Raw genomic sequence first — 21335 nt, forward strand, 5'->3', positions numbered from 1 at the left:
GCGGAACCCCTCTTTCCGCCTGCCCGTCCTGTCTGGCCCGCGAATCTTGCCCGAGTTTTTCCCGAACCTTACGAATTGTTACCGGCTTCCGCGACGGACAAGGCGATGGTAGCCATGGACGGATGACGACGCCGGACAGCCATGACGAACTGATGCAATCCGGGCTGAACCTGATTCAGCAGGCGATTTCCATCTTCGACGCCGATCTGCGGCTGGCGCTGTCGAACCGGCAATACCAGCGGATGTTCGCCCTGCCCGACCGCCTTGTCCGCCCCGGCGCAGGCTTCGAGGACACCATCGCCTATCTCGTCGCCCGCGGCGAATACGGGCCCCAGAACGACCCCCAGGCGGCTGTGCGGATGCGCGTCGATCAGGCGCGCACCTTCCAGCCCCACTATCTGGAACGCACCCGCCCCGATGGCCGCACCATTTCCGTCGAGGGGGCGCCGCTTGCGCAGGGCGGCTGGATCGCCGTCTATACCGACATCACCGACATCAAGCGCACCGAATCGCTGCTGCGGGCGCGATCCGAGGAACTGTCCGGCCAGCTTCTCAGCCATGCCGAGCGGCTGTCGGCCGCGAACCGCCAGCTTGCCGCGACGAACGCCGCGCTCGAGGAAGCCAAGCGCGTGCTGACCGAGGCCGAGGCGCGGACACGGCAAGTCACGGCGATGGTGCCCGCCCATATCGCCCATGTGGACGCCGAGGGCCGCTATACCTTTTCCAACCAGCAGCTTGGCGCGGTCTTTCCGGGCGCCGCCCGCGACATCGTCGGCTGCACGTCGGCCGAGGTCCTGGGCGAGACCTTCGCCCGCATCCGCCCGGCGCTGGACCGGGCGCTTGCGGGCGAGCCGCAGGTGATGGAGGTGACGCATACGGAGTCGGGCCGCCGCATCCGCGTGGCCCTGACCCCCGATCCCCAGGGCGCGGGCGCCTATGTCCTGTCCACCGATGTCACCGCCGAGGTGAACACCCGCGAGGCCCTGACCCATGCGGCGCGGCGGGAACTCGCGGCGCAGATGACCTCGGGGCTGGCGCATGACTTCGGCAACCTGCTGACGATCATCCTCGGGCTGCAGGGGCGGCTGGCGCGGCTGGCCCTGCAGCCCGAGGCCGCGGCGGACGTGGCGGGGACGCTGGCCGCCGCGCGGCGGGGGGCGGCGCTTTTGGACCGGATCGCCACGATCACCGGGCCGCGCCGGCTCACGCCCGAGCCGGTGGACCTGCCGGCCCTGCTGGACCAGCTTGCGGCCATGGCGCGGCCGTCGCTGGGACGCGGGGTGACGCTGGAACTGGACTGCGACCTGCCCCAAGGGGCGGTGCTGCTGGACCCCGGCTCGCTGCAGGACTCGCTGCTGAACCTGATCCTGAACGCGCGGGACGCGATCTCGGGAACCGGCGCGGGGTCGGGCAGCACCCATGGCGCGATCCGCCTGTCCGCCCGCGTCCGCGGCCGCTGGCTGGAACTGACCGTCATCGACAGCGGCCCTGGCTTTGCGCCCGAGGCGCTGGCCCGCGCGACCGAGCCCTTCTTCACCACCAAGCCCGGTCAGGGTTCAGGGCTGGGCCTGCCGATGGTCTATGACCAGACCAAGCTGGCGGGCGGCACCCTGCGGCTGGACAATGCGCCGGGCGGCGGGGCGCGGGTGCGGCTGCGCCTGCCCTTCCAGCGCGTGGCGCGGCGGCTGGTGCTGCTGGTGGACGACGACGACCTGATCCGCGAAACCCTGCGCGAGATGCTGACCGGCATGGGGCAGCAGGTGATCGAGGCCGGCTCGCTGTCCGAGGCGCGGTCGCTGGCCGACCTGCCCGGCCTGTCGGTGATCCTGTCGGACCTGCAGCTGGGCGACGGCTCGGGCGCCGACCTTGGCGCGCTGGGCCTGCCCCTGATCCTGATGACCGCGCGGCCCCCCGATGATCCCGAACGGCAGGGGCTGTCCCAGCCCGTGCTGACCAAGCCCTTCGACGCCGCGTCGCTGAACGCCCTTTTCGCAGGCCTGCCCGATGACAAGTGACCCGCCGCTGATCGCCATCCTCGACGACGAACCCGACATCCGCCGCCTGCTGGCCGACGCGCTGGAGGAGGCGGGCTTCCGCACCGCCGGCTTCGGCCGCGCGACCGAGTTCGAGGCCGCCCTGCGCCGGATGACCCCCGACGCCTGCCTGATCGACCTCGGCCTGCCCGACCGCGACGGGCTGGCGCTGGTCCACCGGCTGGCGACGCAATCTGGCGCGGCGATCATCATCATCTCGGGCCGTGCGCAGGTGCAGGACCGGGTGACGGGGCTGGAACTCGGCGCGGACGACTATGTGATCAAGCCTTTCGACCCCGCCGAGGTCGTGGCCCGCATCCGCGCCCGTCTGCGCAAGCCCGCCCGTGAACCGGCGCGGGGCGGCCAGACCGCCCGCTTCTCGGGCTGGAGCGCGGATTTCGACCGCTACCTGCTGACCGGCCCGGATGGTGCGGAAACGCCGCTGAGCCATGCCGAGGCGGAAATGCTGCGAATGTTCCTCGACAGCCCGCGCCGGCTCATCAGCCGGACGCAGATGCTGGAAACCTTGGGAGGCACGGCGGGCGACAGTTTCGACCGGGCGATGGACGTGCGGATTTCCCGCCTGCGGACCAAGCTTGGCGAGGACCCCAAGAACCCGCGCCTGATCAAGACGATCTACGGGGCGGGGTATATCTTTCTTTCCGAGGTCGGGTGGAACTGACCGGCCGTGCTTTTGCTTCACCGCCCGAGTGGGGGGTTTTCACCCCCTGCTGGGGTCTACCGGCCCCTTGCTCGCTGAAAAGGTCCACCGGACCCATCCGGCGGAAAAACAACCGTGAAGGTTGTTTTCTGATCCGCCTTCCATCCGGGCGCTCGCAAGCCCCCGGGGGATATTTGGATGAAAGAGAAAGACCGGCAGGCGGGACGGGCGTGTTCCCGAGCGCGTCGCGCCGCAAGGGTTACGGTTTCTCCAGCCGCACGATGAAGAACCCGTCCAGTCCCCCGAGGTCCGGCCAATGATCGGGCCGGGTGCGGATGGCCCCCGCTTCGGTGATCCAGGCGGCGTCCCACAGCGCGGGATCGGGCGCCTCCACCCGCAGGTCGGGATGGCGGGCCAGTGCGGCGTCCAGTTGCGCCTCGCCCTCGGCGGGATGCAGCGAGCAGACGGCGTAGACCAGCCGCCCGCCGGGTTTCAGCAGGCTCAGCGCATGATCGATCAGCCGCGCCTGAAGCCGCACGAGATCGGGGATCATCGCCCCGTCGCGGATCAGGGGCAGTTCGGGATGGCGGCGGATCGTCCCGGTGGCGGAACAGGGCGCGTCCAGCAGGACGGCGTCCAGCGGCGCGGGCGGTTGCCAGTCCAGCGCATCGGCGGCCACGGTCTCGGCGGATAAACCCACTCGGGCGAGGTTCTGGGCCACCAGCGCCAGCCGCTGCGGCGACAGGTCGATGGCGGTGACGTGCACGCCTGCCGCCGCAAGCTGCATCGTCTTGCCGCCCGGCGCGGCGCACAGGTCGGCAATCGTTTCGCCGGGACGAGGGTCCAGCAGCCGCACCGGCAGGGCGGCGGCGGCGTCCTGCACCCACCAGTGGCCCTCGGCATAGCCCGGCAGCGCCGTGACCTGCGTTCCACTGGGCAGGCGATGGCTGCCGGTCGGCAGCGCCTGGCCCGGAGCCTCCCCATTCGGCGTCAGGTCCAGGGGCGCACCCCGCTCATGCGCGGCCTCGATGGCCAGCGCCGCGGCTTCGCCCCAGCGGGCGGCAACGGGGCTGCGCAGCCAGTCCGGCAGGCGCGGAGGAAGCGCGGCGTCCCAGACTCCCTGCGCCTCGGCCGCGCGGCGCAGGACGGCATTCACCATCCCCGCCGCGGCCTTCGCCTTGGGTCCACCCGCCCGCGCCAGCGCCACGGCGGCGTTGACGACGCCATGCGGGGCCTCGTCCTCGCCCAGCATCTCGGTCACGGCAAGCTGCAGCAGGTCCAGCGTCTCGGGCCGGGGGCGGCGGGACAATAGCGGCGCAAGCACCGCCTCGGCCCGGCTGCGGTGCCGCAGCGTCGCAGCCGCAAGCCTGCGCCCACGGGCGCGTTCGGACGGTGGCAGGGCGTCCAGCGCTGCCTCGGCCTCGGACAGCGTGGTCCCCTCGCGCACCGCCGCCAGCAGGCGCAACGCCCCCGCCCGCGCGGCATGAGACGGGGTCTTCCCGTGCCCGGCGGCCGGGGCACCCTTGCGTGCCCGCTCAGCCTGCCCGCCCTTGCGCGGCCTGGACTGCCTGGCCCGTCGCTCGCCTTCAGGCGCGACGCCATGTCCTTCTTCTTCACCCAAATATCCCGGGGGGGCCGACGCAGTCGGCGGGGGCAGAGCCCCCTCCTGCGGTGCCACCACGACCACCCGGCGCCTTGGCCGCGCCTCGGCCCCCGTCTTTTCACCGTCTCGCTTGTCCATCGCGCCTGTTGTCCTTAGCTGAAGGGCAGCGATACGCAAAAAGCGCGGGGTTATCCATGACTGCCGATCCCACGGTCCCGCCCGAGGACCGCCCCGAATGGGGCCATCTACCGCCCCCCGCCCGCCGCGCGCTGGCCGAGGCCGAGGAGCGCCGCCGCACCGCCGCACCCCTCGACCTGCCGCCCGAGTTGGGCGGCCGCGACGGGCCGGAACCCGTCCGCTACGGCGATTACGAACGCAAGGGTCTCGCGGTCGATTTCTGAGCCGCCCGGCTCAAAGCTTCCGCACATAGCGGATCACGGCCCATTGCTCGGAACCGGCTTTCCATACGTCGTCTGCAGCGGCGCGTGACCAGGGTCTGTCCCCGTCTCGATCATGACAAAGGCAAGACCGGCTTTGCGGAACTTCGATGCTGCGCGCTCGATCAGCGCCCGCGCGATTCCCTGTCGCTTGCAAACGGGACCAGCGGCGATGGCGAAGAGTTCGCTTATCCGATCCTCGGGGTGGAAGCGCAGTCCCATCCAGCCAAGGACCGCATCGCTTTTGATAGCCACCCGTGCGCTTCCGCCTTCCGCCGCGAGGAAAGACTGGATGTTCCTGGCCTGCCGATCCCCCAGCCGTGGGGATGGAAGGATGCGCAGACATGCCGGGGAAGGCCCGCCCGCATTCCTGCGGACACGGGCGCCCAGGCCCTTGTCGAAAGGGCCGATATCTGTTTGCCATGCACCGGATCGCAAGGCTCGATCCGCCAGGCCATCCGCTCAGGCCGCCTGCGGGATGGGCGCAAGCGGCACCGGCCTGCGGCGCAAATAGCGGGCATGGCCAAGATCGTCGCTCTTGATCTCGGGGGTGCGGCCGCTGATGAGGTCGGCCAGCACCCGGCCCGAGCCTGCCGCCATGGTCCAGCCCAGCGTCCCGTGCCCGGTGTTCAGCCACAGGTTGCCGATGGGGCTCGGCCCCACGATGGGCGTCCCGTCCGGGGTCATGGGCCGCAGGCCGGTCCAGAAGCTCGCCCGGTCGAGGTCGCCCGCGCCGCCGAAAAGCTCGCCCACCGACTTCGCCAGCGTCGCCCGCCTGCGCGGGGAAAGCGACAGGTCGAAGCCCGCAAGCTCCGCCAGGCCGCCCACGCGGATACGGTCGCCCAGCCGGGTGATGGCGACCTTGTAGGTCTCGTCCATGACCGTGGACACCGGCGCGCGGGTCTCGTCCACGATGGGCAGGGTCAGCGAATAGCCCTTGACCGGATGCACCGGCAGCTTCACCCCGAAGGGCGCGACCAGCGCGGGCGAATAGCTGCCCAGCGCGACGACGAAGCCGTCCGCCACCAGCCGCCCGGCCGAGGTCCGCACGGCGGTGATGCGTGAAGGCGATCCCTCAAGCCCGTGGATGGCGGTGCCGTAAAGGAACGCAACCCCTTCGGCCTCGGCCAGCGCCGCGAGCCTTTGGGTGAAGACGTGGCAATCGCCCGTCTCGTCGTTCGGCAGCCGCAGCCCGCCCGCGAGCAGGTGGCGCGAGAAGGCCAGTCCCGGCTCGGCGGCGACGCAGCCTTCGGCGTCCAGCACCTCGAAGGGGACGCCGTCGGCGCGCAGGACCTCGATATCCTTCTGCACGGCCTTGACCTGGTAAGCGTCGCGGAAGACCTGCAGCGTGCCGCGGGTGCGCTCGTCGTAACGGATGCCGGTTTCGGAGCGCAGCGCGCCGAGGCAGTCGCGCGAATAGTTGGCGATCCGCATCATCCGCGACTTGTTCACCGCATAGGCATCGGCGGTGCAGTTCCGCAGCATCCGCGCCATCCAGCCTGCCCGGGCCGGGTCGGCCGATGCGCGCAGCACCAGTGGCGCATGGCGCTGGAACATCCAGCGCAGGGCTTTCTGCGGGATGCCCGGCGCGGCCCAGGGGGTCGAGTAGCCCGGCGAGATTTCGCCCGCATTGGCGAAGGAGGTTTCCATCGCGGCGGCAGGCTGGCGGTCCACCACCGTGACCTGATGGCCTGCGCGAGCCAGATACCATGCGCTCGTCACCCCGATGACGCCGGCGCCCAGAACGACGATCTTCATGCTTCGACCTTCCCCAAAGGACATTTGCGGAAGGATCATGCGGATCGGCGGAAATGTGCTGCCGATCTTGCGCCGCCCGCGCGCGGTTGCCGCAAGGATATTCGGCTTGATGCAGAGAACTTGTGGCAATCTTGCGCTGCGTCGCAGCACTCCGCGGAATCATCCGGTCCTGCAGGCGTCTCGCCGGACAATGTCCCGGCCGGGGCTTAAAGCCCCAGCACGTCTGCCATGTCGTATTCCCCCGGTCCCTTGTCCTGCCCCCAAAGCGCTGCGCGCAGGGCGCCGCGGGCGAAGATGGCGCGGTCGGTCGCCATGTGGCGCAGGACAACCCGCTCGCCCGCCGTGGCGAAGATCACGTCATGCTCGCCGACGATGTCGCCACCACGGATCGCCGAGAAGCCGATGCTGCCCGAGGCCCGCGCCCCGGTCATCCCCTCGCGCGCGGGCACCCGCAGCGCGTCCAGCGCCGCCCCGCGCCCCTCGGCTGCGGCCTCGCCCAGCATCAGCGCGGTGCCCGAGGGCGCATCGACCTTGTGGCGGTGATGGGCCTCAACGATCTCGATGTCCCAGTCCTGGCCCAGGGCCGCCGCCACGCGACGGGTCAGCCCGACGAGCAGGTTGACGCCCAGGCTCATGTTGCCTGCGCGGATGATCGGCGCATGGCGCGCGGCGGCCCTGATCTGCTGAAGGTCATCCTCGGACAGCCCCGTGGTGCCGATCACATGGACCGCGCGGGCCTGCGCCGCCAGTTCCGCATAAGCGACGGTTGCCGCCGGAGAGGTGAAGTCCAGCACCCCCTGCGCCTGCGCGATCGCCGCCACCGCGTCGTCCGTGACGGGAACTCCCAAGGGCGCGGCCCCCATCGCGGTGCCAAGGTCCTGGCCGATCCACGCATGACCCTCGCGCTCCAGCGCGCCGACCAGCCGGCAGTCGGGCGACTGCAGCACCGCCTGCACCAGCATCCGCCCCATCCGGCCGGATACGCCCGCGACCACGATCCCCGGCCTGTTCTGCGCGTCCATCGCATCCCCCGTGTTTCCGGCGGGTCTAGCCCGTTGCGGGACGGGCCGCGACCCCCTAGATGGGGCGCATGGCTTCCAATCGCTTCAACCATGGTCCCGGCCCGTCGCAGCGCCAGTTGCGGGTGGGCGAACTGATCCGCCGCACCCTCAGCGACGTGCTGCTGCGCGGCGACGTGCATGACCCGGACCTGAACCGCCATTCGATCACGGTGGGCGAGGTGCGGACCTCGCCCGACCTCAAGGTCGCGACGGCCTATGTGCTTCCCTTGGGGGGACACGGGGCCGAGGAGGCGCTGGCCGCGCTGCGCCGCAACACCCGCGAGTTGCGGCACCTGGTTGCCAAGGACATGACGCTGAAATACGCGCCCGACCTGCGCTTCGTGCTGGACGAGACCTTCGACCGCATGGACGACACCCGCCGCATCTTCGCCGACGAGCGGGTGCGGCGCGATGTCGAGGGCGACGAGGACTGGGACGAGGGCGCCGACCTCGCCCGCGACTCGGGACCCGACGCGGACGATGATCGGTAGGCTCAAGCGCCGGCTGGGGCTGGCGGTCGGCGCGCTGGTTGCGATGACGCTGCCCGCCATGGCCGACATCTGCGAGACGCGCACCTTCGAGGGCACCCGCTATTCCCTCTGCACCGTCACCACCGACCGGCAGGACGGGCTGCGGTTGTGGCTGAACGGGCCGGACGGCAAGGCAGTGGGCGACTTCAACGGGGTGCGCGGGACGCTGGCGGCCGGCGAGGTGCTGGGCTTTGCCATGAACGCGGGGATGTATCATCCCGACTACGCGCCGGTAGGGCTGTTCCGGTCCGACAGCGAGGAAGCGGGCCACATCGTCACCGCCGGGGGCGACGGCAACTTCGGCCTGCTGCCGAACGGGGTCTTCTGCGTCGGCGCCCGGGCGCCTTTCCAAGTGATCGAGAGCCGCCGCTTTGCCCGCGCCCAGCCGCAATGCCGCTTGGCGACGCAATCCGGCCCCCTGCTGGTCATCGACGGAGAGCTGCACCCGCGCTTCCTGCCCCATAGCGACAGCCGCTATATCCGCAACGGCGTGGGCGTCTCGCGCGACATGCAGACGGCCTGGTTCGCGATCTCGGACGCGCCGGTCACCTTCCACCAGTTCGCCCGCTTCTTCCGGGACGAGCTTGGCGCGCGCAACGCGCTGTATTTCGACGGCTCGATCAGCCGGCTCTATGCGCCGGGGCTTCGCCGCGCCGACTGGGGCCGGCGGATGGGACCCATCATCGGCTATGTGGGCGGACCGTAGATGGCGCGGAAAAAGGGACGGGACATCTCGGGCTGGCTGCTGATCGACAAGCCCGCGGGGGTCGGCTCGACCGACGTGGTGTCCCGTGTGCGCTGGGCGCTGGACGCGAAGAAGGCTGGCCACGCGGGAACGCTGGACCCTGACGCGACGGGGCTGCTGGCCGTGGCGCTGGGCGAGGCGACAAAGACCGTGCCCTGGCTGACCGAGGCGCTGAAGGCTTATGACTTCACGGTGACTTGGGGCGCCGAGACCTCGACCGACGACGCCTCGGGCGAGGTGCTGCGCCGGTCCGACGCGCGGCCCTCGGCCGAGGCCATCGAGGCCGCCCTGCCCGCATTCCGCGGCGAGATCCTGCAGGTTCCCCCGGCCGTCTCGGCCGTCAAGGTGGACGGCGCCCGCGCCTATGACCTCGCGCGCGAGGGTGAGGCCTTCACGCTGGCCGCCCGCCCGTTATGGGTCGAGGAACTGATGCTGACCGAGGCACGCACCGATCAGGCCGACCTGCATCTGGTCTGTGGCAAGGGCGGCTATGTCCGCGCCATCGCCCGCGACCTCGGCCGGGCGCTCGGCTGCCTCGGCCATGTGCAGGGCCTGCGCCGGGTCTGGTCGGGGCCCTTCGAGGTGGCGGATGCGATCCCCTTCGACCGGGTGGACCGGGCGGCGCAGGCGGAACTCGATGCCGCGCTGCTGCCGGTCCAGTCGGCGTTGGACCTGCCCGAGATGCGCGCCACCGACCAGGGCGCGGCGCGGCTGCGGAACGGCAATCCGGGGCAGGTGCTCGGCACTGTCGATTACGGCGCAGAGGTCTGGGTCAGCCATGAAGGCCGCGCGGTCGCCATCGGCCGCTACATGGGCGGGGAGGTCCATCCCTCGCGCGTGTTCGTTCAGCCGTGATCGGCGATGCAGCGCCCGCTTCATCGTCGTGATGGGTATTTGAACCAGAAAGAAATCACTTCGCCTTGCGAGCGGGATGCTTCTTTCTGACCCGCCGCTCAGGCGATGGATGCACCCCGCGTTTCTCGGCCGATGCCGAAGGACAGCACCGCCGCCAGCACCAGCAGGCCCGCGAACAGCCCGATCATCGCGTTGAAGTCGCGCGTCGCCAGCGCCGCCATCAGCGAGGGCGCGGCCAGTCCCCCCAGTCGCGCGACCGCCCCTGCCGTGCCCATGCCGGTAGCCCGCAGGTTGGTCGGATAGATCTCGGGCGTCAGGGCATAAAGCGCCCCCCAGGTGCCCAGCAGCGCGAAGCTCATCAGCATCAGCGCGCCCGCGACGACTGCGCCGGTGGTGGCCGTGACGAACAACAGGCAACCCAGCGCCGAGAGGACAAGGAAGATCCGCAGCGTTTTCTGTCGCCCCCAGTTCTCGACCCCCCAGGCGGCCAGCGCATAGCCCGGCAGTTGCGCCAGCGCGAGGATCACGAGGAAGCCGTAGCCCCGCACGAAGCCGAAGCCTTCCGTCGCGAGCTTGCCCGGCAGCCAGACGAAGACGCCGTAGTAGCTGAGCGAGACGAGGAACCACACCGCCAGAACCGCCACGGTCGTTCGCGCCAGCCCGGCGGTGAAGATCCCCCCTGCTGGGGCGGGGGCGGCTGGCGGCAGGACCAGCCTTGCCTTGGGGGCAAACGCGGGCGCGCCATTTGCCACGCGGATGCGGTTGATGATGGCCCGGGCCTCGGGTTCGCGGTTCCGGCGCAGCAGGTACATGGGCGATTCCGGCACCCAGAGCCGCAGGAAGATGCCGATGCAGGCGGGCAGGGCCGCCACCAGGTAGATCAGCTTCCATGGCGCCGCGACCGCGAAGCTTGCCGCGAACCAGGCGGTCAGCGCGACGACCAGCGTGCCCAGCGCCCAGAAGCCCTCCAGCCAGACCAGCCAGCGGCCGCGGTTCTTCGGCGGCAGGAACTCGGCCATCATGGCATAGTCCACGGGCAGGGTGCCGCCCACCGCCATCCCGGTCAGGAAGCGCAGCGCCAGCAGCCACTGGAAGTCGGGCGAAAAGACCGAGGCCAGCCCGAAGACCGCGTCGCAGGCCACCGTCACGATCAGCACGTTCCGCCGCCCGATCCGGTCCGCCAGCCGCCCGAACAGCGCCGCGCCGACGAACATCCCGAGAAAGAACAGCGTCCCGCTTTGCAGCGCCACCTGCATCTCCAGCCCGAAGCTGGCCGCGATCGAGGGTGCGGCGAAGCCGACCGCCACCACCTGCATGGCGTCGGCCGCCCAGACCAGCCCGAAGATCGCCATCAGGCGACGCTGGAAACGGCCCGCGCCCGCCTCGGCCAGCGCGTCGTCCACCGTGATCCTCATCGCGGTTCCTCCCCTTGCCTCGCCCCTTGCAAAAAGGGGCCGCGCCCTCGCGCGACCCCCGGATGCTTCGCCAGCCACAAGGGCAGTCAGGCGTTGACGCTGTCCTTCAGCGACTTGGCGATGGTGACCTTGACCACCTTGTCGGCGGGCTTGGTCATCATTTCCTGCGTCTGCGGGTTGCGGACCTGACGCTCGGGGCGGGCGCGGCAGGCGACCTTGCCGATGCCGGGCAGCGTCAGCGCACCGCCCTCGGCGACGGTGCGGGCGACCAGCGCGCCCAGCGCGTCCAGCGCGGCGGTGGCGGTCTTCTTGTCGCTGCCCATCTCATCGGCCAGTGCAGCCACCAGCTGCGTCTTGGTCATGGGCTTGGCGGGTGCTGTGGCCATAGGTCCTGTCTCCTCGTGTGTCGCGCGCGTCAGGCGGGCATTTCCGGCGCCAGTTGATCTGGCATGGCCCCTGCTACAGCCGGTTTTTCCCCGCGTTTCAAGCCCTTTTGAAGGGGCCAAGGGGTGCTTTTAAGGCTTGGGCGATGAAAATGGGCATCAGACGCCAAGCTCATGGCCCCGGAAGGGGCAACGGCAGGGGCTGCCAGCCCACCGGCATCGCGCCGGCCCTTGTTGATGCCGTCGGCCCAAGCGATCAGCTTCTTGCGCGGCCAGATCATCGTATAGCAGGTCGGGACGTATTTTCCGTCGGCAACCAACTGGCGGCGGGTGGCCGAGGTGGCGGTCGCCCGCTTGACATGAAGCTCGCCGGTGTTGTTGCGGATGAAGAACGCGCCGCCCGCGCGGGGGACGCCCTGCAGATAGGCAAGCCGCGGGCTGATTTCTGCGGCGATGGGATCATGGAACCAGGACGAGATGAACAGCCCCGCCAGTGCCGGGTTGCATCGGAGCATGTCGGCCACCTGAAGGTAGGTCGCGTGAAAGCCGGCCGGATTGAACCCGGTCAGATGCCGCGAATCCGTATGGAACTCCAGGAACGGTCGCCACATCCCGCCCCAGACATACCGCGCGGGGGCCGTCAGTTGCCTGCACCGGACGGCCGCGGACGCAATCATGCGCGGATCGAGGCGTCCGAAGCGGTCGATGTCCATCGCAGCGCCGGGGATGAAGAAACCGAACACATGGGCAACATCCCGCGCCAGCGAATCTGCCTCATAGTCCGGGAATTCAGCCGGTATCGTCTCGGCCAGCCTGCGGGCAAGATCGGGATAGAGCGCGAGGGCGGATGCCGGCAGGCTCAGCGCGGCAACCGTCTGCGGCAGGTCGAGCGCAAAGCGGGCGATCAGAGCGTTCCGGTAGATGACGGGATCGGTCCCGTCCCCGATCCGGCTCTGGACTTCCTGCTGGATCAAGGCGACTGGCGCCATCATCCCCTTTTGCCGTATCGCCGCCTCCGCCTCGGCAAGCAGTCCCGCGCGTCGCGCCTGATAGTGATCTTCCAGCTGACCACCGGCACGCGTGACGATTTCTTCAAAAATGGCCCGCGTATGCTTGGGGATCTCGAAACTGCTCATTGATGAAAACTCTGCGCTTGCAATCCTGTCATCCCAGTAGCTTGAGAAGCAGACTCCCGTCAGCTTGTATAAAGCGACAGGCGGCGGCGTTCTGGCGCACGGCCCGTGGTCCGCGCAGCGTCCGATTTACAGAAACGCCGTCTCGTGGAAGGACCGCAGCTTGCGGGAATGCAGCCGCTCGATCGGGGTGGCGCGCAGCTTCTCCATCGCGCGGATGCCGATCAGCAGGTGGCTGGAGACCTGCGTGCGGTAGAAATCGGTCGCCATGCCGGGCAGCTTCAACTCGCCATGCAGGGGCTTGTCGCTGACGCACAGAAGCGTGCCGTAGGGCACCCGGAAGCGGAAGCCGTTGGCGGCGATGGTGGCGCTTTCCATGTCCAGCGCGATCGCGCGGCTGAGGCTGAGGCGGTGGACCGGCGTGTCGCGCAATTCCCAGTTGCGGTTGTCGATGGTGGCGACGGTGCCCGTCCGCATGATCCGCTTCAGCTCGAAGCCTTCCAGCTCGGTGATCTCGGCCACGGCCTGTTCCAGCGCCACCTGCACCTCGGCCAGCGTCGGCAGCGGCACCCAGACCGGCAGGTCGTCGTCCAGCACATGGTCCAGCCGCAGGTAGGCGTGGGCCAGCACGTAATCCCCCAGCCGCTGGCTGTTGCGCAGCCCCGCGCAATGGCCGACCATCAGCCAGGCATGGGGGCGCAGGACGGCAATGTGGTCCGTGGCGGTCTTGGCGTTGGAGGGTCCCACGCCGATGTTGACCAGCGTGATCCCCTGCCCGTCCGGCCGCTTGAGGTGATAGGCCGGCATCTGCGGGGTCTTGGCAACGGGCACCGAGGCATCGTCCGGCCGCTCGATCATGTGGTTTCCGGGACCGACGAAGGCCGTGTAGCCCGAGGCGGGGTCCGCCAGCGCCTTGCGGGCAAAAGCCTCGAACTCGTCCACGTAGAACTGGTAGTTGGTGAACAGCACGAAACTCTGGAAGTGATCGGGCGCGGTCGCGGTGTAATGCGCCAGCCGCGCCAGCGAGTAATCCACCCGCTGCGCTGTGAAGGGCGCAAGGTGGCGGGTGCCGTCGGGCAGCTCATCAGCGATCCCGTTCACGATGTTGTCGTTCACGGTGACGAGGTCGGGCACGTCGAAGATGTCGCGCAGGGAATAATCCAGCACGCCTTCCTGCGGGACGTTCAGGTCGCTCTGGGTCGCCACGGCGAAATGGACAGGGATGGGCGTGTCGCTTTCACCGACGGCCACGGGAACCTGGTGGTTGCGGATCAGAAGGCCAATCTGCTGGGTTAGGTAGTCGCGGAACAGGTCCGGCCGGGTGATCGTCGCCGCATAGGTGCCGGGCAGCGTGACATGGCCGAAGGCCAGCCGGGAATCGGCCTGCTCGTGGCTCGAGGTCGTCAGCCGGACCTCGGGATAGAAGGCGCGGAACCTTGCCGCCGGCGGATGCCCCCCCCGCAGCGTGCCTACGAAACGGTCCAGCAGCCAGCCCGTGGCACGGTCGTGAAGCTCGATCAGGCGGGCGACGGCGGCCTGGGGATCGTCAAAATATTCGCGCTCGACCGGCTCGGGCGTCTCGACGGGCAGCAGGCGGGAGAGCTGGTCCATGGGCGGGCTCCTTTAGCCCCGGACAGTGGCAGCGGGTGGTGGCACTGGCAAGACGGCGGCGGCAGCCCTATCTCGGGGGGCATGGACATCTCTATTCTCGATCTCGCGCCGGTGCCCGAGGGCTCGGACACAAAGGCGGCCATCGCCAGCAGCGTGACGCTGGCACGCGCGGCGGAAGCCCAGGGCTACAAGCGGTTCTGGCTGGCCGAGCACCACAACATGCCGGGCATCGCCAGCGCAGCGACAGCCGTGCTGATCGGCCATATCGCCGATCACACCAAGGACATCCGCGTCGGCGCGGGCGGGATCATGCTGCCGAACCACGCGCCGCTGGCGGTGGCCGAGGCCTTCGGGACGCTGGCCACCATCCATGGGCCGCGCATCGACCTCGGCCTTGGCCGCGCGCCCGGCGGCGACGGGGCGGTGATGCACGCGCTGCGGCGGGGCCAGTCCCGCAACGAGGATTTCCCCAACGACGTGGTGGAACTGCTGCATTACCTCGGCCCCGAACGCCCCGGCGTGGCGGTGGCTGCCCATCCCGGGCAGGGGACGAACGTGCCGGTCTGGATTCTCGGCTCGTCGCTTTACGGGGCAAGCCTCGCGGCTGCGCTGGGGCTGCCTTACGCTTTCGCCTCGCATTTCGCGCCCGACGCGCTGGACGACGCGGTAGCGCTTTACCGCGACCGCTTCCAGCCAGGGCCCTGGGGCGACAAACCGCGCTTCATGCTGGCCGCGAACCTGATCGCGGCGGACACGGACGCGGAAGCGCGGCGGCTGCGGACCAGTTCGCAGATCCAGTTCTTCCGGCTGCGGACCGGCAATCCCGGCTTGCTGCCCGCGCCGGTGGATGATCTTGATGCGGTCGTGCCCGCGCAATACCAGTCGATGGTGGACCGGGTGCTGAGCGTCAGCGCCGTCGGCGCCCCCGACACCGTCAAGGCGCAGATCGACGCGATGGTCGCCCGCTACAAGCCGGACGAGCTGATCCTGACCGGCAACATCTGGGACCCGGCGGCGCGCGAAAAATCCTTCGCCATCGGGGCCGAGGTGCTGGGACTCACCCGCGCATGACCTCGCGCCTGGTGGTGCTGGGCCATGGCTATTCGGCCGGCTTCCTGACCCGGCGGCTGGTGCCGCAGGGCTGGACCGTCACCGGCACCACCCGCGACAATGCTTCACGTGTCACGCTGGCAGGCGCCACGCCCCTGCGCTGGCCCGGCGAGGAGGACGCGGTGCGGGCCGAGATCGCCCGCGCCGACGCGATCCTGATCAGCGCCGGGCCGGAGGCCGGGGAATGCCCGGCGCTGCGCGACTTCGGCACAGCCATCGCGGACAGCCGCGCCCGCTGGTTCGGCTATCTCTCCACCACCGGAGTTTATGGCGACCGACAGGGCGGCTGGGTGGACGAGACCTCAGACCTCGCGCCCTCGACCCGCCGGGGCCGCGACCGCGTGGCGGCGGAAGCCGGGTGGCAGGCGCTGGCCGCAGCGCACGGGTTGCCGCTACACATCTTCCGCCTTGCCGGCATCTACGGCCCCGGACGCGGCCCCTTCGAGAAGGTCCGCAACGGCACCGCCCGACGCATCATCAAGCCGGGGCAGGTGTTTTCCCGCATCCATGCCGAGGACATCGCGCAGGTCGTCGCGGCCTCGATTGCCCGGCCCGATCCGGGCGCGATCTACAATCTCTGCGACGACGACCCCGCCCCGCCCGAGGACGTGCTGGAACACGCCGCCCATCTGCTGGGGCTGCCCCCGCCGCCCGCCGAGGACTTCGCCAGCGCCGAGATGACGCCCATGGCCCGCAGCTTCTATGCCGAAAGCAAGCGCGTCTCGAACGACCGGATCAAGCGCGACCTCGGCATCCGCCTGATCCACCCGGACTATCGCAGCGGGCTGGCCGCGATCCTGGCGGAAGAATCCGTCAGGGCGTGATCCGGCAGCAGCCGTTCTCCATCCGCGAGGCCTGGTCCGCGCCCTCGAACAGCAGCGTGGCCGACAGCCCGAAGGCGCGATCCGACATGCCGTCGCTGCATTGGGCGGGGGTCAGCACCACCGTCAGTCGGCCCTGCGCGTCGCCCGCGATGATGCTGCGGGCGGGCTCGCGCCGGGCGGGGTTGTCCACCACCACGCGGCGCTGCAGGGGGCGCGAGAGTTCGGGCGTCTCGTAGACGATGTTGGCGCCGACCTGCCGCAGCGACCAGAAGGGCTCGGTCCCGAGGCAGTTCAGCGTGGCCGGAATTTCGCCCGGCTTCCAGACATCGGGCCGTTCCTGAAGATAGCGCATGTTGACCCAACCCGAGCGCTCAAAGGTGTTGACCCGCGCCCAGCCGGACCGTGTCTCGATCACCTCGACCCCCGTTGCGTCATGCGGCAGTTCCGACAGGATCGAGGAGGAGGCGTCCGGCATCGCCCGGATATTCAGCACGTCGTTCGACTTGACCCCCGTCACGTCGTAGAGCGTCGGCAGCATGGACTGCGCGGCGGCGGGACCGGCGAGGGCAAGGGTCAGGGCAAGGGCGGCAAGACGCATCGGGAACCTCGGGGCTTGTCAGACAACGGCCCCGAAAAGATGCCCGATCACCGAGGTCACCGCCATCGCGAATGAACCCCACAGCAACACACGCACGAGAGCGGGGCGGAGAGGCGCACCCCCCGCCCATGCCCCCAGCATGCCCAAAGCGGCCAGCGCGATCAGCGTCACCGCCAGAACCACCGGCACGATCAGCCCCAAGGGTGTCAGCAGCGCCGCGAGATAGGGCACCCCGCCCGCCACGGTGAAGGTCGCGCCCGAGGCCATCGCGGCCTGCATGGGATCGGCCGAAAGCTCCTCGGTCAGACCCAGTTCATCGCGCAGGTGGGCGCCCAGCGCATCATGCTCGGTCAGTTCGCAGGCGACCAGCCGGGCGGTATCGGGGGCGAGGCCGCGCGATTCGTAGATCAGGATCAGTTCCTCCAGCTCGATCTCGGGCTGGTGGTGCAGCGCCTGTCGCTCGCGGTGGATGTCGGCGGCCTCGATGTCGGACTGGGAACTGACGCTGACATATTCCCCCGCCGCCATCGACAGCGCGCCCGCGGCCAACCCTGCGCCGCCCGCGATCATCACCGCCTGCGGATCGCCCGAGGCCGTCGCCACGCCCACGACCAGCGAGCCGATCGACACGATCCCGTCATTCGCCCCCAAGACAGCCGCCCGCAGCCAGTTCGAGCGGGTGATGTAATGCGGGTCGTCAGGATGGGCATCGGGGTGGGTGTTGCGGGTCATGGCTGTGTTCCAGTCGCGCAGGCCATGCATGGCCAAGCCGCTCGGCAGTCGAATAGGCGCGGCCGGCGCGGCCCGTCAATCGACGGAGAAGTAATCCTCGTCGATGCGGCGGATAACATAGGTCGCGCTGGTGCGCACCCCCACGCCGTGGTCGATCATCAACCGCGCGAGCCGCGCCCCGTCGATCAGCACGACGCGCTGCTCGATCCCGCGCACATAGCCCCATGCCTCCTTGGTGAAGGAGGAGGTCGTGACGAACACGCCCTTTCGTGCCCTCGCCCCGATCAGCGAGCCGACGAAGCCCTGAAGCGCGGGGCGGCCAATGGCATTCTCGGGCTTGTAGCGCTTGGCCTGGATATAGACAGCGTCGAGGCCCAGCTTGTCCTCGTTGATGATTCCATCAATGCCGCCGTCGCCGGACTTGCCGATGGCACGACCCATCTCCGCCCGACCGCTGCCATAGCCCATGGCGATCAACAGGTCGACGATGACCTGCTCGAAACGGGCAGGCGTGACAGCGAGGAGTTGTTCCAGCAGTTCCTCGGCCAACGCGTCCTGCAGGGCGGCATGGGCCGAGTCGATCAGTTCCTGCGGGGTCTCGGTCGTGTCCTGTGGTTCGGAAGCACCGAACACGGGCACTTCTGGCGCTTCCTTTGATCGTCCTGCCAAGTATGTCAGCCATTCCAGAAAGTCCGGGTAGGTTCTGAGCGTGTTCTTGTCGATCTTGGTCGGATTGCTGTCCAGCAGCGCCTTTCCCGCAGGAGTGATCCGGTAATGGCCCCGTTTGATGGGTTCCACTAGGCCGGCGTGCATCATGTAGTTCCGCGCCCAATGAGCACGGTTCGACATATAGCTCTGAGTTCCACTGGGAAGCAGCATTTCCATCTGGGTGTCGGAAAGCAAAAACTGTTTCTGCAGTCCGGGAAGGGAGTCGGCGATCGACTGCTTTCCCTCGCCGATCATGCGAAGAATTGGCAACATTAACTCTTCGTATTTTGGCAGCCCCTCTCCCCTCACGCCCGCCGCCCCAGCGCGGCGACCCCCAGCACCTCCAGCACCTTTGCCTCGATCTGGGGCGCCTCCATGGCAGCCGCGCGATACATCGCCTCGGGACTGGCGTGGTCGATGAAGGTGTCGGGCAGGACCATGCTGCGGAAGCGGAAGCCGCGGTCGAAGACGCCTTCTTCCGCCAACAGTTGGGCCACATGGCTGCCGAAGCCGCCGATGGCGCCCTCCTCGATGGTGATCAGCGCCTCGTGTTCGCGCACCAGCCGCAGGATCAGGTCGCGGTCCAGCGGCTTGGCGAAGCGGGCGTCCGCCACGGTGGGGGCGAGGCCGCGTGCCATAAGCGATTCGCGGGCGCGCAGGACCTCGGACAGCCGGGTGCCGAAGGACAGGATGGCGACGCGGGCGCCTTCCGCCACGATGCGGCCCTGCCCGATCTCCAGCGGCTCGGGGCGCTCGGGCAGTTCGACGCCGGTGCCCTCGCCGCGCGGGAAGCGGAAGGCCGAGGGGCGGTCGTCCAGCGCGACAGCGGTGGCGACCATGCGGACCAGTTCGGCCTCATCGGCGGCGGCCATGACGACGAAGCCGGGCAGGTTCGCAAGGAAGCCTACGTCATAGGCACCCGCATGGGTCGCGCCATCGGCGCCGACCAGCCCGGCGCGGTCGATGGCGAAGCGCACGGGCAGGCGCTGGATCGCCACGTCATGGACAACTTGGTCATAGCCGCGCTGCAGGAAGGTCGAATAGATCGCGCAGAAGGGCCGCATCCCCCCCGCCGCAAGCCCGGCCGAGAAGGTCACGGCGTGCTGTTCCGCGATCCCCACGTCGAAGCAGCGGCGGGGGAAGCGGTCGGCAAACAGGTTCAGTCCCGTCCCGTCCGGCATGGCGGCGGTGATCGCCACGATGCGGTCGTCCCGCTCGGCCTGGGCGATCAGGGACTTGGCGAAGACGCTGGTATAGCTGGGGGCGTTGGACTTGGCCTTGGCCTGCTCGCCCGTGATGACGTCGAACTTGGCGCGGGCATGGCCGCGGTCGGCGGCGTTCTCGGCCGGGGCGTAGCCTTTCCCCTTCTTCGTCACCGCATGGATCAACACCGGCCCGTCCGCCCGCGCCTTGACCGTCCTGAGCAGCGGCAGAAGCTGGTCGAGGTCGTGGCCGTCCACCGGGCCGACGTAAGAGAAGCCCAGTTCCTCGAACAGGGTGCCGCCGATGGTGATGCCCTTCAGCATCTCCTTGGCGCGGCGGGCGCCCTCCTGCATGGGCGGCGGCAGCAGGCTGACCGCCCCTTTGGCGGCGGCCTTCAGTTCCTGGAACGGCCCTTGGGTGTAAAGCCGGGTCAGGTAGCTAGACATCGCCCCGGTCGGCGGGGCGATCGACATCTCGTTGTCGTTCAGGATCACGAACAGACGGGTGCCCATGTGGCCCGCGTTGTTCATCGCCTCGAAGGCCATGCCGCCGCTCATGGCGCCGTCCCCGATCACGGCGATGGCGTCGCCCGGATCGCCGCCGAGGTCACGCGCCGCGGCAAAGCCCAGCGCCGCGCTGATCGAGGTCGAGGAATGGCCCGCCCCGAAGGGGTCATGCGGGCTTTCCGACCGCTTGGTGAAGCCCGACAGTCCCCCTTCCATCCGCAGGCTGCGGATGCGGTCGCGGCGGCCGGTCAGGATCTTGTGGGGATAGCACTGGTGGCCCACGTCCCAGATGATCTTGTCGCGCGGGCTGTCCCAGACCGCGTGCAGCGCCACGGTCAGTTCGACCACCCCCAGCCCCGCGCCCAGATGGCCGCCGGTCACGCTGACGGCGCTGATCGTCTCGGCCCGCAACTCGTCGGCCAACTGGTGCAGTTGCCGGTCGCTCAGCGCCTTGAGGTCGGCGGGCGAGGCGACGCGGTCGAGGATCGGCGTTGCGGGACGCGAGGTCGTGTCGGTCATGGGCTGGCCCCTTCCGGGCGGGCGGACCCCCCGGAGGCGGTCGGTCTCAGGTCTTGCGGTGGATAACGAAACGCGCCAGCGCCCGCAAGTTTCCGGCCCTGTCGCCATAGGGGTCGAGCGCGGCCTCGGCCCGCACTACCATTTGGGTCGCCCGCGCCCGCGCTTCCTCCAGCCCCAGCAGGGAAACAAAGGTGGCCTTGCCCGCCGCCTGATCCTTGCCGGTGCGCTTGCCGGTCTGTTCCACGCTGGCGGTCACGTCCAGAATGTCGTCGGCGATCTGGAAGGCCAGCCCGAGGTAGTGGGCATAGTCCTGCAAAGGCGCGGGATCGGTGCCGCCGATGATCGCCCCGGCCGACGCGGCAAAGCGGATCAGCGCGCCGGTCTTGGCGTGCTGCAGCGCCTCTATGGCGGGCAGGTCCAGCGGAGTGCCCGCCGTCTCGGCCGCGATGTCCTGCGCCTGTCCCCAGACCATGCCCCGCGCGCCTGAGGCCTCGGCCAGCCGCGCCACCAGCGCAATGCGCGCCTCGGCCGGGCCGATCACCGGGTCGGAGAGCATTGCGAAGGCCTGCGTCTGCAGCGCGTCGCCGGCAAGGATCGCCGTCGCCTCGGTCCAGCGGACGTGGCAGGTGGGCTGGCCCCGGCGCAGGTCGTCGTCATCCATCGCCGGCAGGTCGTCGTGGATCAGGCTGTAGGCGTGCAGCAGTTCCACCGCCACGGCGACCGGCATGGCGCTGAGGTCCTCGACGCCGAACAGCCGCGCCGATTCCAGCACCAGGAAGGCGCGGATGCGCTTGCCGCCATTGGTGGCATAACGCATCGCGTCGGTCAGGTCGCCCGACGGCAGGTCCGCCAGCGCAGCCTCGATGGCGCTCGCTGTGGCGCGCTGCGCCTCCTCCAGCCTTTGGTGCAT

Annotated in this window: 21 protein-coding genes; 8 read left to right on the forward strand and 13 right to left on the reverse strand. The window is 69.5% G+C overall.

Annotated elements, in window-relative coordinates:
- Positions 1 to 122 precede the first annotated feature (122 nt).
- The gene (locus tag H5395_RS12085) at positions 123 to 2015 is read left to right on the forward strand and encodes a PAS-domain containing protein (protein WP_182792831.1); all 1893 of its coding nucleotides are present in this window, start codon (positions 123 to 125) and stop codon (positions 2013 to 2015) included.
- Entirely contained in the window at positions 2005 to 2715 is a 711-nt protein-coding gene (locus H5395_RS12090) for a response regulator transcription factor (protein WP_182792832.1), read from the forward strand. The genes H5395_RS12085 and H5395_RS12090 overlap by 11 nt, the downstream gene beginning before the upstream one ends.
- A 238-nt stretch (positions 2716 to 2953) precedes the next feature.
- Here the strand turns inward: H5395_RS12090 and H5395_RS12095 are convergent, their stop codons facing one another.
- Positions 2954 to 4435 carry an RsmB/NOP family class I SAM-dependent RNA methyltransferase gene (locus H5395_RS12095; RefSeq protein ID WP_182792833.1) on the reverse strand — a complete coding sequence of 494 codons (1482 nt, stop codon included), beginning with the start codon at positions 4433 to 4435 and terminating at the stop codon, positions 2954 to 2956.
- A 56-nt stretch (positions 4436 to 4491) separates the two neighbouring features.
- On the opposite strand from H5395_RS12095, the gene H5395_RS12100 reads away from it, so the two are divergent.
- Positions 4492 to 4698: a DUF1674 domain-containing protein gene (locus tag H5395_RS12100; protein ID WP_182792834.1), complete on the forward strand. Its 207-nt coding sequence runs from the start codon at positions 4492 to 4494 to the stop codon at positions 4696 to 4698.
- A 33-nt stretch (positions 4699 to 4731) separates the two neighbouring features.
- Here H5395_RS12100 and H5395_RS12105 read toward each other — a convergent pair whose 3' ends face one another.
- From H5395_RS12105 to dapB, 3 genes are all read right to left on the reverse strand, one after another.
- Positions 4732 to 5172 carry an N-acetyltransferase gene (locus tag H5395_RS12105; protein WP_182792835.1) on the reverse strand — a complete coding sequence of 147 codons (441 nt, stop codon included), beginning with the start codon at positions 5170 to 5172 and terminating at the stop codon, positions 4732 to 4734.
- 24 nt (positions 5173 to 5196) lie between these two features.
- On the reverse strand, positions 5197 to 6492 hold the full coding sequence (locus tag H5395_RS12110) for a D-amino acid dehydrogenase (protein WP_182792836.1): 1296 nt from the start codon (positions 6490 to 6492) through the stop codon (positions 5197 to 5199).
- Positions 6493 to 6698: 206 nt separating this feature from the next.
- Positions 6699 to 7514 (reverse strand): 4-hydroxy-tetrahydrodipicolinate reductase, encoded by an 816-nt coding sequence (dapB, locus tag H5395_RS12115; RefSeq protein WP_182792837.1) that lies wholly within the window; start codon positions 7512 to 7514, stop codon positions 6699 to 6701.
- Between the two features lie 68 nt (positions 7515 to 7582).
- Here dapB and rbfA point away from each other — a divergent pair, with 68 nt between their 5' ends.
- The 3 genes from rbfA to truB are packed head-to-tail and all read left to right on the forward strand — an operon-like array spanning position 7583 to position 9683.
- Positions 7583 to 8044: a 30S ribosome-binding factor RbfA gene (rbfA, locus tag H5395_RS12120; protein ID WP_182792838.1), complete on the forward strand. Its 462-nt coding sequence runs from the start codon at positions 7583 to 7585 to the stop codon at positions 8042 to 8044.
- 43 nt (positions 8045 to 8087) lie between these two features.
- Positions 8088 to 8789, forward strand: coding sequence for a phosphodiester glycosidase family protein (locus H5395_RS12125; RefSeq protein WP_255440643.1), 702 nt, complete (start codon positions 8088 to 8090; stop codon positions 8787 to 8789).
- Complete coding sequence (gene truB, locus H5395_RS12130) at positions 8790 to 9683, forward strand: tRNA pseudouridine(55) synthase TruB (RefSeq protein ID WP_182792840.1); 894 nt, start codon at positions 8790 to 8792, stop codon at positions 9681 to 9683. It abuts the gene before it with no gap.
- Positions 9684 to 9781: 98 nt separating this feature from the next.
- Here truB and H5395_RS12135 read toward each other — a convergent pair whose 3' ends face one another.
- The 4 genes from H5395_RS12135 to H5395_RS12150 form a co-directional block, all read right to left on the reverse strand.
- Positions 9782 to 11098, reverse strand: a complete 1317-nt coding sequence (locus tag H5395_RS12135; protein ID WP_182792841.1) for an MFS transporter — start codon at positions 11096 to 11098, stop codon at positions 9782 to 9784.
- Positions 11099 to 11184: 86 nt separating this feature from the next.
- Positions 11185 to 11484, reverse strand: a complete 300-nt coding sequence (locus H5395_RS12140; protein ID WP_182792842.1) for an HU family DNA-binding protein — start codon at positions 11482 to 11484, stop codon at positions 11185 to 11187.
- Positions 11485 to 11513: 29 nt separating this feature from the next.
- Positions 11514 to 12617: a hypothetical protein gene (locus tag H5395_RS12145; RefSeq protein WP_182792843.1), complete on the reverse strand. Its 1104-nt coding sequence runs from the start codon at positions 12615 to 12617 to the stop codon at positions 11514 to 11516.
- Positions 12618 to 12743: 126 nt separating this feature from the next.
- Complete coding sequence (locus H5395_RS12150) at positions 12744 to 14225, reverse strand: AMP nucleosidase (protein WP_182792844.1); 1482 nt, start codon at positions 14223 to 14225, stop codon at positions 12744 to 12746.
- 81 nt (positions 14226 to 14306) lie between these two features.
- Here H5395_RS12150 and H5395_RS12155 point away from each other — a divergent pair, with 81 nt between their 5' ends.
- Positions 14307 to 15296, forward strand: a complete 990-nt coding sequence (locus tag H5395_RS12155; RefSeq protein ID WP_182792845.1) for an LLM class flavin-dependent oxidoreductase — start codon at positions 14307 to 14309, stop codon at positions 15294 to 15296.
- Complete coding sequence (locus H5395_RS12160) at positions 15293 to 16159, forward strand: SDR family oxidoreductase (RefSeq protein WP_182792846.1); 867 nt, start codon at positions 15293 to 15295, stop codon at positions 16157 to 16159. The genes H5395_RS12155 and H5395_RS12160 overlap by 4 nt, the downstream gene beginning before the upstream one ends.
- On the opposite strand, the gene H5395_RS12165 is transcribed toward H5395_RS12160, so the two are convergent.
- The 5 genes from H5395_RS12165 to H5395_RS12185 all read right to left on the reverse strand — a co-directional run bounded on the left by H5395_RS12165 (position 16149) and on the right by H5395_RS12185 (position 21335).
- Complete coding sequence (locus H5395_RS12165) at positions 16149 to 16757, reverse strand: COG3650 family protein (RefSeq protein WP_182792847.1); 609 nt, start codon at positions 16755 to 16757, stop codon at positions 16149 to 16151. The genes H5395_RS12160 and H5395_RS12165 overlap by 11 nt on opposite strands.
- Before the next feature lie 18 nt (positions 16758 to 16775).
- Positions 16776 to 17489: a VIT family protein gene (locus H5395_RS12170; protein WP_182792848.1), complete on the reverse strand. Its 714-nt coding sequence runs from the start codon at positions 17487 to 17489 to the stop codon at positions 16776 to 16778.
- Positions 17490 to 17564: 75 nt separating this feature from the next.
- Complete coding sequence (locus H5395_RS12175) at positions 17565 to 18470, reverse strand: restriction endonuclease (RefSeq protein ID WP_182792869.1); 906 nt, start codon at positions 18468 to 18470, stop codon at positions 17565 to 17567.
- 32 nt (positions 18471 to 18502) lie between these two features.
- Complete coding sequence (gene dxs, locus H5395_RS12180; protein ID WP_182792849.1) at positions 18503 to 20425, reverse strand: 1-deoxy-D-xylulose-5-phosphate synthase; 1923 nt, start codon at positions 20423 to 20425, stop codon at positions 18503 to 18505.
- A 46-nt stretch (positions 20426 to 20471) separates the two neighbouring features.
- Positions 20472 to 21335 carry a polyprenyl synthetase family protein gene (locus tag H5395_RS12185; RefSeq protein WP_182792850.1) on the reverse strand — a complete coding sequence of 288 codons (864 nt, stop codon included), beginning with the start codon at positions 21333 to 21335 and terminating at the stop codon, positions 20472 to 20474.

Origin of the sequence: Paracoccus sp. MC1854, from assembly GCF_014164635.1 — a bacterium.
Classification (GTDB): domain Bacteria; phylum Pseudomonadota; class Alphaproteobacteria; order Rhodobacterales; family Rhodobacteraceae; genus Paracoccus.